This window comes from Paracoccus sp. S4493, assembly GCF_000967735.1.
GTDB lineage: Bacteria > Pseudomonadota > Alphaproteobacteria > Rhodobacterales > Rhodobacteraceae > Paracoccus > Paracoccus marcusii.
The window spans coordinates 17,175-27,366 of sequence record NZ_JXYF01000069.1 but is presented as its reverse complement, the minus strand read 5'-3'; the positions used below and the strand labels follow the sequence as shown (position 1 = coordinate 27,366).

The window sequence follows — 10,192 nt, the reverse complement described above, 5'->3', positions numbered from 1 at the left end:
CGCCGCCCGCCTTGGACCGCGCAGCGTGGGCCATCTGGACCCCGGCGCGGTATCGGCGGCGGCGCTGCTGGACAGCCTGGCGCACTGGGCCCGGCGCCGCGCGGAGGGGTCGCGCCCATGACCACCACCCCCCGCCAGCCCCTGCGCTTTGGCGAGGACCCGCTGCTGTGGGCGTCCTGGCTGTATTATCAGGAGGGCCTGACCCAGGGCGACATCGCCACACAGATGGGCGTGTCCCGCGCCTCGGTGAACGCCTATCTGGCGGATGCGCGCACCCGCGGCATCGTCTCGATCGAAATCGACCCCGAACGGTTCCGCGCGCTGAGCCTGGCGCAGGCGATGCAGGACCATTTCGGCCTGACCGACTGCCTGGTGATCCCGTCCGAAGGCGGCGACAGCCCGCTGATCGACCGGCTTGGCGCGGCCGCGGCGCAGGTCCTGTCGCGTCTGGCGCGGTCGGCCGACACGATCGCGGTGACTTGGGGACGGACCGTCCTGTCGATGGCCAGCCGCGTCGACCGCGCCGGGCTGCAGGACCTGCGCGTGGTGCAGGCGACGGGCGGGACCACCGCCAAGATCCCCTGGACGCCCGAAGCCTGCGCGACGCGGCTGGCGGAATCGATGGGCGCGCGGTGCATCCCGATCTCGGCCCCGGCGATCGTGTCGTCGCCCGACATGCGCGCGCTGCTGCTGCGAGAGCCGGTGGTGGCAGAACAGATGGCGGTGCTGGCGCAGGCCAACCGGATCGTGCTGGGCATTTCCTCGCTGCGGCCGGAAAGCACCATCCACAGCAGCGGCTTTTTCGACGACGTGGCCATGCATGCCCATTACCACGCCGCGGTGGGCAGCATCGCGGGGCGGCTGATCGACGCCCAGGGCCAGCCCGTCGACGGTCCGCTGGAGGGGCGGACCATCGGCATCGACCTGGGCGGCCTGCGGTCCGTGCCCTGCCGGATCGGGGTTGCAGGGGGCATGGACAAGGTCCAGGCGATCCTGGCCGCGCTGCGCGGGAACTACATCAACGTGATGGTGACCGATGCCGACACCGCCCGCGCCATCCTGACCTCCGAAGGGCATGACGACACGCCTGCGCGGCGCCGCGACCAGGCAGCCCAGCCCCTGCCCGAACGCCTGCGGGTCAAGAAGTTCATCAACTGCCCCCAGGACGCCGTGAACGAGACGGTGGCCGGCGCGCTGCTGGCGCATGAGGACATGCTGGCCCCCATCACCGGCGCGCCGCGCGCCCTGCGGGCCACGGGCGCCCCTCGGGCCGGAAAGGTCGGCCTGGTCATCGGCGGCGGGTCGGGGCACGAGCCGGGGTTCTTCGGCTATGTCGGGCGCGGGCTGGCGGATGCGGTCGCGATCGGCAACGTCTTTGCCGCACCACCGCCCGACCCGATCCTGGCGGCGACGCTGGCCGCGGATGGTGGGGCGGGCGTGCTGCACATCTTCGGCAACTTCTCGGGCGATCTGATGAACTTCGAGATGGCGGCCGAGATGGCCGCCGCCCGCGGCGTGCCGGTGCGCACCATCGTGACCACCGACGACATCGCCTCGGCCCCCGTCGACACGCGGGCGGCGCGGCGCGGGGTGGCGGGCAATGTCTTCGTCTTCAAGGTCGCGGGGGCCGCCTGCGACCGGATGCTGCCGCTGGAGACCTGCGCGGGGCTGGCGCTGCGCGCCAACCAGCGCTGCTACACGATGGGGATCGCGTTGGAGCCCGGCGCCTCGGTTGACAGCCAGAAGCCCAGCTTTCGCCTTGGCGCCGATGACATGGAGATCGGCGTGGGCGTGCATGGCGAACGCGGCATCGCCCGTGCACCCCTGGCCAGCGCGGACGGCGCCGCCGACCTGATCGTGGACCGCATCCTGGACGAGATGCGCCCCGCCGAGGGCGACCGGGTCGCCCTGTTGGTGAATTCGCTTGGCGGCACACCCAAGATGGAGCTGTACATCCTGAACCGCCGGCTGCGTGAACGTCTGCGCGCACGGGGCGTGCAGGTGCATCGCACGCTGATCGGGCATTACTACACCTCGCTGGACATGGCGGGCGTGTCGATCACCGCGCTGCACCTGGACGAGGAACTGACCGCCCTGATCGACCACCCCTGCCATTCCCCGGCCTGGACCCAGCCCTAGGCGGCCCGTCGCGGCCTGCAACCCAGCCATGCCTTGCCGATCGCCGCGCAAATCGCCATGTTAGCGCCTGACAGACCTGAAAGGATGACCCATGACCGCCCGCCGTTTCGATGCCGTGATCTTTGATCTGGATGGCACCCTGCTGGCCACCGAACAGATGACCATCGAGACCGGAGAGGCGGCACTGGCCCGCATGGGGCGTGTGGCCCCCGACGGGCTGCTAGCATCGCTGGTGGGCATCGACGAGCCGACGTCGCGCGGGATCCTGCGCGACCACCTGGGCGCGGATTTCGACTTTCCGCACCTGGACCGGATGTGGGCCGAGGCGATGATCGAACGGCGCGACCGCGACGGCATCCCGCTGCGCCCGCATGTCCACACGCTGCTGGACGCGCTGCGGGCGGCGGGACTGCCCTTTGCCATCGCGACCTCCAGCACCGGCGATCAGGCGCGCGAAAAGCTGGCGGCGGCGGGGCTGACCGACAGCTTTGACATCGTGGTGACGCGCAGCGACGTGCCCAGCCCCAAGCCCGCCCCCGATGTCTATCTGCTGGCGGCCCGCCGGCTTGGGATCGAGCCTGCCCGCTGCCTGGCATTCGAGGACAGCGATGTCGGCGCCATTGCCGCACGTGCGGCCGGGATGAAGGTCGTGCAGGTGCCCGACATGGTCCCCCTGTCGGGAGAGAACGCCGACTTTCTGGCGACCGACCTGATCGCGGGCGCCCGGGGCATCGGCCTGCTGGCTGCCTGACCCGGTTGTGGCCCCCGCGGCGCCCCGCTAAGGTGGCGCTGTGCCCGAGGGATCGATGACCGACACCAAGCCCGCCTACCAGGTTCTGGCCCGGAAATACCGGCCCGAGACGTTCGCCGACTTGGTCGGACAGGACGCGATGGTCCGCACGCTGAAGAACGCGTTCGCCGCCGACCGCATCGCGCAGGCCTTCATCATGACGGGCATCCGCGGCACCGGAAAGACGACCACCGCGCGCATCATCGCCAAGGGCATGAACTGCATCGGACCCGACGGCCAGGGCGGCCCCACGACCGAACCCTGCGGCATGTGCGAGCATTGCGTGGCGATCGCCGAAGGCCGCCATGTCGACGTGATGGAGATGGATGCCGCGTCCCGCACCGGCGTGGGCGACATCCGCGAGATCATCGAATCGGTGCATTACCGGGCCGCGTCCGCGCGCTACAAGATCTACATCATCGACGAGGTCCACATGCTGTCGACCAGCGCGTTCAACGCGCTGTTGAAGACGCTGGAGGAGCCGCCCCCGCATGTGAAGTTCATCTTTGCCACGACCGAGATCCGCAAGGTTCCGGTGACCGTCCTGTCACGCTGCCAACGCTTCGACCTGCGCCGGATCGAGCCCGAGGTGATGATCGCCCTGCTGCGCCGGATCGCCGCGGCCGAGGGTGCGACGATCACCGACGACGCGCTGGCGCTGATCACCCGCGCCGCAGAGGGATCGGCCCGCGATGCGACCAGCCTGCTGGACCAGTCGATCAGTCATGGCGCGGGCGAGACCACCGCAGTCCAGGTGCGTGCGATGCTGGGCTTGGCCGACCGCGGCCGCGTGATCGACCTGTTCGAGATGGTGATGCGCGGCGACGCTGCATCGGCGCTGACCGAGCTGCAGTCGCAATATGCCGATGGCGCCGATCCGGTCGCGGTGCTGCGCGACATGGCCGAGATCGTGCACTGGATTTCCGTCGTGAAGATCACGCCGGACGCGCTGGAGGATCCGACGATCTCTCCGGACGAACGGTCACGAGGCAAGGACCTGGCCGACCGGCTGCCGATGCGGGTCATGTCGCGGATGTGGCAGCTGTTGCTGAAGGCGCTGGAGGAGGTGTCCGCCGCGCCCAACGCGATGATGGCCGCCGAGATGGCGATCATCCGCCTGACCCATGTCGCCGACCTGCCCGACCCCGAGGCGCTGATCCGCCGCGTCCAGCAGGCGCAGACGGCAGGAGAGTTCGCGCGTGGACCTTCGGTGGCGGGCGCGCCCGCGACCCAAGCCCCGCAGGCGATGCGCCGCGCCCGCCCGGCGCCGGCGGTCCAGGCGCACGGTTCCGCGGCGCATGCCCTTGCCGTGACGCCCGAACTGGTCGAGAGCTATCCCGATTTCGCGTCCGTCATCGAGCTGATCACCCGGATGCGCGACATGACGCTGCTGGTCTTGGTGGAACGCCACGTGTCGCTGGTACGCTACAGCCCCGGGCGGATCGAGTATCAGCCCCGCGACAACCCGCCCGCCGATCTGGCGCAGCGGCTGGCCGAGCGCCTGCGCGGCTGGACCGCCGGACAGCGGTGGGCCGTCACCATCACGAACGAGGACGGCGCCCCCACGATCGCCGAAACCCGCGAGGCGCAGGCCCGTGCCGACCGCGACCGCGCACTGGCCCTGCCCATCGTGCAGCAGGTGCTGGCCGCCTTTCCCGGCGCGACCCTGACCGGCATCACCCGCGTCGCCCCGGAGGCCCAGGTCGCCGACCTGCCCGAGGGTGCGGCCAATCCCCATGACGGAACCGAAGGCCCGGTGGCCGAGGTTGAGGAATGGGACCCCTTCGAGGATGAGGACTGAACGATGATCAAGGGATTGGGCGGCTTTGGCGACATGGCCAAGATGATGAAGGCCGCCAAGGACATGCAGGACAAGATGGGCCAGATGCAGGAGGACATGGCCCGCATCACCGTGACCGGCGAATCCGGTGCGGGCCTGGTGCGCGCGACCTGCACCGCCAAGGGCGAACTGACCGCGCTGGAGATCGACCCGTCGATCTTCGTGCCGTCGGAAAAGGAGGTGGTCGAGGACCTGATCCTGGCCGCCATCAAGGACGCCCAACGCGCCGCCGAGGAGAAGATGCAGGCCGAGATGTCGCGCATGACCGAAGGCCTGGGCCTGCCCCCCGGCATGAAGCTGCCCTTCTGAGCGGCATGGAACAGGGCAGCGACGACATCCAGGCGCTGATCGCGCTGATGGCGCGCCTGCCTGGGCTGGGCCCGCGATCCGCCCGCCGCATCGTGCTGCAGCTGGTGCGCCGGCGCAGCCAGCAGATGGTGCAGCTGTCGCAACTGCTGGACCGGGTCGCGCAGAACTCGCGTGAATGCGTGGTCTGCGGCAACATCACCGACCGCGACGAATGCGCGATCTGCACCGATCCGGCCCGCGCGACCGGAGAGATCTGCGTGGTTCAGGACGTGGCCGACCTGTGGGCACTGGAACGCGGCCGGGCCTTTCGCGGCCGCTATCACGTGCTGGGCGGCACGCTGTCGGCGCTGGACGATGTGGGACCGGAGGACCTGCGCATCCCCACCCTCCTGGCGCGCATTGACGACGAAAGCATCACCGAGGTGATCCTGGCGCTGAACGCCACCGTCGACGGTCAGACCACCGCGCATTACATCGCCGATGCGCTGGAGGGGTCACCGGTGACGGTGACGGGCCTGGCCCAGGGCGTGCCCATCGGCGGAGAGCTGGATTACCTCGACGACGGCACCATCACCGCCGCCTTGCGCGCGCGCCGCAGGCTGTAACGACAAAAGGCCGCGTCGGGGGACGCGGCCTTTCCATCGGATCTTGGGCGGACGGGGGTCCGGGGGGCTGGCCCCCCGGCCGTCGCGGGACGCGATCAGGCGTCCAGCTTGCCGACACGTGCCGGGGTCTTGGCGATCTCGATCCGGCGGGGCTTCAGCGCCTCGGGGATCTCGCGGACCAGGTCGATATGCAGCATCCCATCGACATGGCTGGCGCCATCGACGCGGACATGGTCGGCCAGCGTGAACTTGCGCTCGAACGCACGCGTGGCGATGCCGCGATGCAGGAAGGTCCGGCCCTCGTCCTCGTCCGCCTTGCGGGCCGACACGATCACGGCGCCGTCGCGGACCTCGACGTTCAGGTCGTCGGCGGCAAAGCCGGCCACCGCGATCGAGATGCGATAGGCGTCCTCGCCGGTCTTCTCGATGTTGTAGGGGGGATAGGTCGTGCTGGCCACGTCGGCGGTCATGGCGCGGTCCATGACATCGGCCAGACGGTCGAAGCCGACGGAAGCCCGGTACAGCGGGGTCAGGTCGAAATTACGCATGTGTCACATCCTGTTCAAAGCGATGTCAGAGTAGCCCCCCGAAACCGGGCGGGCAGGGAAACCGACGCCGTCATGGCCGCCGGTTTCCTGAATCTAGATCGCCCGAACCGCGTTTCAAGCCCCCAATGCGGCCGGTTTCGGCCCGCCCGTGGCCCAGTCCAGCAGCTCGACCGTATGCACCACCGGCACCTGCGTGCCGCCGCCGATCTGCATCATGCAGCCGATATTGCCCGCCGCGATCACCTCGGGCGCGACCGCCTCCAGCGTCTCGACCTTGCGCGCCTTCAGCTCGGACGACAGTTCGGGCTGCAACAGGTTGTAGGTGCCCGCCGAGCCGCAGCACAGATGCGGGTTCGCAGGCTCCAGCACGGTGAAGCCCATGCCAGACAGCAGGTCCTTGGGCGCCGCCTTGATCTGCTGGCCGTGCTGCAGCGAGCAGGCGGAATGATAGGCGACGCGCATCCCCTGCCCCTGATCGCCCACCCGCGCGGGCAGGCCCAAGCCCACCAGGAACTCGGTCACGTCACGGGCCAAGCCCGCCACGCGCCGCGCCTCGGCCTCCATCGGGTCGCCCTTGAACAGGTGGCCGTAATCCTTGATCGTCGTCCCGCAGCCCGAGGTGTTGATGATCACCGCGTCCAGCGCGCCCCCCTCCTCGGCCGCCAGCAGGCGGCGGATGCTGTCGCGGGCCCGCGCCTTGCCGTCGGCCTCCTGCCCCATATGCAGGGTCAGCGCGCCGCAGCACCCGAAATCCTGCGGGATCACGACTTCGACCCCCGCGCGCTGCAGCAGGCGGATGGTGGCATCATTGATGTCGGTGTTCAGCGCCCGCTGCGCGCAGCCGACCATCAGCGCGACCCGCGCGCGACGGGTGCCCTGCGCCGGGAAGGTCTGGCCGTCGTCGTTTCGGCTGACCGGGGGGATCGACCTGGGCGCCATGTCCAGCATCGCGCGCAGGCGGCGATCCGGCATCAGCCCCTTGAAGGGCCGCGCGATCCGCGCGCCCATCAGCGCCAGCCGGAACCGGCCCGGATGCGGCAGCACGAATTTCAGCACCCACCGCAGGAAGCGGTCAGCGACGGGACGGCGATAGGTCTCCTCGATATGCTCTCGTGCATGTTCCAGCAGGTGACCGTAATGCACGCCCGACGGACAGGTCGTCATGCAGGACAGGCAGCCCAGACAGCGGTCGATATGCTTGACCGTCTTTTCGTCCGCCGGCCGGCCGGATTCCAGCATCTCCTTGATCAGGTAGATGCGGCCGCGGGGGCTGTCCAACTCGTCCCCCAGCACCTGATAGGTCGGGCAGGTCGCCGTGCAAAAGCCACAATGCACGCAGGTCCGCAGGATCTTGTTCGACCGCGCGGTCAGCGGGTCGGACAGCTGTTCGGGCGAGAAATGGGTCTGCATCAGGCAAGGTTTCCAAACAGGCCGCGCGGGTCGAACCGTGCCCGCAGGTCACGCTCCAGCCGGTCGGTCAGGGGGTCGGGGGCGGGCAGGATGCCCGGCGCGCCGCTGATGCGGCGGGCATGGCCCGAAAAGGTCGGCAGGTCGGGCATCTGCCCGCGCGGCAGGCGGACATGGATCAATGCCCCGCCCCAGTCCAGCGACCGGGGTTCCGGCAGGCGCGCCAGCAGGGCCGGCGCCTCGCTTGGCCGACAGGTGATGCGCCAGGTGTCCAGGTCGGGGTGGTGGCTGGTCCGGCACAGCAAATCCCAGGCCTCCGGGTCGCCCTCCTGTACGGTACCGAAGGCGGACAGGCGCGCGGTCAGGTCCGCCGCGCGTGCCTTGACCGATGCCGCCAGCCCCTCGACCCGGATCAGCGCGCCGTGGCCGGGCAGCCACGCCGCTCCGGACACGTCGAAGGGGCCGCCAAGCGCGCTGGACAGGGCCGGGATGGCGGCCGCGGCGTCCAGGTCCGGCAAAGCCAGGGTCGCGGTCACGGGCGGGATGGGGGCCGTGCGAAAGCTGATCTCGGTCAGCGCGCCCAAGGTGCCCCGGCTGCCGGCCATCAGCTTGACCAGGTCATAGCCGGTGACGTTCTTCATCACCCGCCCGCCATTGCTGACGATCTGGCCCTGCCCGTCCACGAAGCGGACGCCGATCATCGCGTCGCGCGCGGCCCCGGCCTGAACCCGGCGCGGGCCGCTGGCATTCGTCGCGGCCACGCCGCCGATGGTCGAGCCGGTCGTGACCGGGGGTTCGAACCCCAGCATCTGGCCTTCGGCGGCCAAGGTCTGCCGCACTTCCTCCACCGGGGTGCCCGCACGGACAACCAGCGTCAGCGCCTCGGGTTCGTACAGCGTCACGCCGGTCAGGGCGGTGGTGTCGATCCGGTCCCCCTGCCCCTCTCCGGGCCACAGGCGCGTGGCGCCGCCGGTCACGGCGATCGGGCCGCGGGCGTCGCGGATCATCTGGGCCAGCTGGCCCTCGGTCTCAGGCCGCATCGGCGGGCCGGTTCAGGCGGCGGTCGCGGCGCGGGGCGCTGACGTCCAAGGGAAAGACCTTGGCCGCATTCAACAGCCAGTGCGGATCGAACGCATCCTTGACCAGCATCTGCGCCTCGAGGTCGTTGGGGGCGAACTGTTCGCTCATCAGGTCTCTCTTTTCGATGCCCACGCCATGTTCGCCGGTCAGGCAGCCGCCGACCTTGATGCACAGCCGCAGGATGTCGGCGCCAAGCGCCTCGGCCAGGTCCAGGTCGCCCGGCTTGTTCGCGTCATAGATGATCAGGGGATGCATGTTGCCGTCGCCCGCGTGGAACACGTTCGACACGGCCAGCCCGTATTGCCGCGACAGATCGCCGATGCCCGCCAGGACCGTGGGCAGGGCCGTCACCGGGATGGTGCCGTCCAGGCAGATATAGTCGCCCATGCTGCCCATCGCGCCAAAGGCCGATTTCCGGCCCTTCCAGATGCGGGCGGATTCGTCGTCCGACCGGCTTTCGCGGAACTCGACCGGGTCGAAGGTCATGGCGATGTCGCGGATCAGGGTCAACTGTTCGTCGATCTCGGGGCCCGTGCCCTCGACCTCGACGATCAGCAACGCCTCGCAGTCGGGATAGCCCGCGCCCGAAAACTCCTCGGTCGCCTTGATGCAGGGGGCGTCCATGAACTCGATCGCGACCGGGATGATGCCCGCACGGATGATCGCGGCGACGCAGGCGCCTGCGGTCTCGGCTGCGGCAAAGCCGATCAGCGCGGGCCGCGCGCCTGCGGGCTTGGGCAGGATGCGCAGGGTCGCCTCGGTCACGATGCCCAGCTGGCCCTCGGACCCGCAGACGACACCCAGAAGATCAAGCCCCGGCCCCTCACCCATCGGGCCGCCCAGATGCACGACCGAGCCGTCCATCAGCACGACCGTGACGCCCAGGAGGTTGTTGGTGGTGACCCCGTATTTCAGGCAATGCGCGCCGCCCGAATTCATGGCGATGTTGCCGCCGATGGCGCAGGCCAGCTGGCTGGACGGATCGGGCGCATAGAAGAAGCCCAGCCCGTCCACCGCACCCGATACCGACAGGTTCGTGCGCCCCGCCTGGACCCGGATCAGCCGGTCGCCGGGGGCGATCTCCAGCACGTCGGTCATGCGCGACAGGCCGATGACGACGGCATCCGCGGTGGGCATGGACCCGCCCGCAAGGCTTGTTCCCGCGCCGCGCGGCACCACCGGCACGCGCAGGTCGTGGCACAGGCGCAGCAGGCGCGACACCTCCTCGGTGCTGCGGGGCAGGACCACGGCCAGCGGCGCGCAGCGATAGGCCGACAGCGCATCGCATTCATAGGCCCGCGTTTCCGCCGGATCGTCGATGACCGCGCCGGGCAAGGCCGCCTTCAGCGCATCGGTGATCGCCTGCCTGCGCGCCAGAATGGACGCGTCGGGTGGGGGCATCTGCATCATGGCTGGTTCTCCTCCCTGCCTGTCGTCCCGACGGTATGCCGCGTCACGGGGGGTTTCAAGGCGC

Annotated in this window: 9 protein-coding genes; 5 read left to right on the top strand and 4 right to left on the bottom strand. The window is 69.8% G+C overall.

The window, feature by feature from the left end; genetic code table 11:
• Positions 1–117: 117 nt before the first annotated feature.
• The 5 genes from TW83_RS19800 to recR all read left to right on the top strand — a co-directional run bounded on the left by TW83_RS19800 (position 118) and on the right by recR (position 5,683).
• On the top strand, positions 118–2,139 hold the full coding sequence (locus tag TW83_RS19800; RefSeq protein WP_084697419.1) for a bifunctional sugar-binding transcriptional regulator/dihydroxyacetone kinase subunit DhaK: 2,022 nt from the start codon (positions 118–120) through the stop codon (positions 2,137–2,139).
• Positions 2,140–2,230: 91 nt separating this feature from the next.
• The gene (locus TW83_RS11630; protein ID WP_045982937.1) at positions 2,231–2,890 is read left to right on the top strand and encodes an HAD family phosphatase; all 660 of its coding nucleotides are present in this window, start codon (positions 2,231–2,233) and stop codon (positions 2,888–2,890) included.
• Positions 2,891–2,945: 55 nt separating this feature from the next.
• Positions 2,946–4,730, top strand: a complete 1,785-nt coding sequence (locus TW83_RS11625; RefSeq protein WP_045982944.1) for a DNA polymerase III subunit gamma/tau — start codon at positions 2,946–2,948, stop codon at positions 4,728–4,730.
• Between the two features lie 3 nt (positions 4,731–4,733).
• Positions 4,734–5,078 carry a YbaB/EbfC family nucleoid-associated protein gene (locus TW83_RS11620; RefSeq protein ID WP_045982936.1) on the top strand — a complete coding sequence of 115 codons (345 nt, stop codon included), beginning with the start codon at positions 4,734–4,736 and terminating at the stop codon, positions 5,076–5,078.
• 5 nt (positions 5,079–5,083) lie between these two features.
• Positions 5,084–5,683 (top strand): recombination mediator RecR, encoded by a 600-nt coding sequence (recR, locus tag TW83_RS11615; RefSeq protein ID WP_045982935.1) that lies wholly within the window; start codon positions 5,084–5,086, stop codon positions 5,681–5,683.
• 95 nt (positions 5,684–5,778) lie between these two features.
• On the opposite strand, the gene TW83_RS11610 is transcribed toward recR, so the two are convergent.
• The 4 genes from TW83_RS11610 to TW83_RS11595 all read right to left on the bottom strand — a co-directional run bounded on the left by TW83_RS11610 (position 5,779) and on the right by TW83_RS11595 (position 10,125).
• Positions 5,779–6,231 (bottom strand): Hsp20 family protein, encoded by a 453-nt coding sequence (locus tag TW83_RS11610; protein WP_045982934.1) that lies wholly within the window; start codon positions 6,229–6,231, stop codon positions 5,779–5,781.
• A 114-nt stretch (positions 6,232–6,345) separates the two neighbouring features.
• The gene (gene glcF / locus TW83_RS11605; protein ID WP_045982933.1) at positions 6,346–7,641 is read right to left on the bottom strand and encodes a glycolate oxidase subunit GlcF; all 1,296 of its coding nucleotides are present in this window, start codon (positions 7,639–7,641) and stop codon (positions 6,346–6,348) included.
• Positions 7,641–8,678, bottom strand: a complete 1,038-nt coding sequence (locus tag TW83_RS11600; RefSeq protein WP_045982932.1) for an FAD-binding protein — start codon at positions 8,676–8,678, stop codon at positions 7,641–7,643. Before TW83_RS11600 ends, glcF begins: the two co-directional genes overlap by 1 nt.
• Entirely contained in the window at positions 8,668–10,125 is a 1,458-nt protein-coding gene (locus TW83_RS11595; RefSeq protein WP_045982943.1) for an FAD-linked oxidase C-terminal domain-containing protein, read from the bottom strand. The genes TW83_RS11600 and TW83_RS11595 overlap by 11 nt, the downstream gene beginning before the upstream one ends.
• Positions 10,126–10,192 lie beyond the last annotated feature (67 nt).

Excerpts from the sequence above, each read along its gene's own strand:
- TW83_RS11595 (WP_045982943.1), bottom strand. The coding sequence starts at position 10,125 with ATGCAGATGCCCCCACCCGACGCGTCCATTCTGGCGCGCAGGCAGGCG.
- TW83_RS11610 (WP_045982934.1), bottom strand. The coding sequence starts at position 6,231 with ATGCGTAATTTCGACCTGACCCCGCTGTACCGGGCTTCCGTCGGCTTC.
- glcF (WP_045982933.1), bottom strand. The coding sequence starts at position 7,641 with ATGCAGACCCATTTCTCGCCCGAACAGCTGTCCGACCCGCTGACCGCG.
- TW83_RS11620 (WP_045982936.1), top strand. The coding sequence starts at position 4,734 with ATGATCAAGGGATTGGGCGGCTTTGGCGACATGGCCAAGATGATGAAG.
- TW83_RS19800 (WP_084697419.1), top strand. The coding sequence starts at position 118 with ATGACCACCACCCCCCGCCAGCCCCTGCGCTTTGGCGAGGACCCGCTG.
- TW83_RS11600 (WP_045982932.1), bottom strand. The coding sequence starts at position 8,678 with ATGCGGCCTGAGACCGAGGGCCAGCTGGCCCAGATGATCCGCGACGCC.
- recR (WP_045982935.1), top strand. The coding sequence starts at position 5,084 with ATGGAACAGGGCAGCGACGACATCCAGGCGCTGATCGCGCTGATGGCG.
- TW83_RS11630 (WP_045982937.1), top strand. The coding sequence starts at position 2,231 with ATGACCGCCCGCCGTTTCGATGCCGTGATCTTTGATCTGGATGGCACC.
- TW83_RS11625 (WP_045982944.1), top strand. The coding sequence starts at position 2,946 with ATGACCGACACCAAGCCCGCCTACCAGGTTCTGGCCCGGAAATACCGG.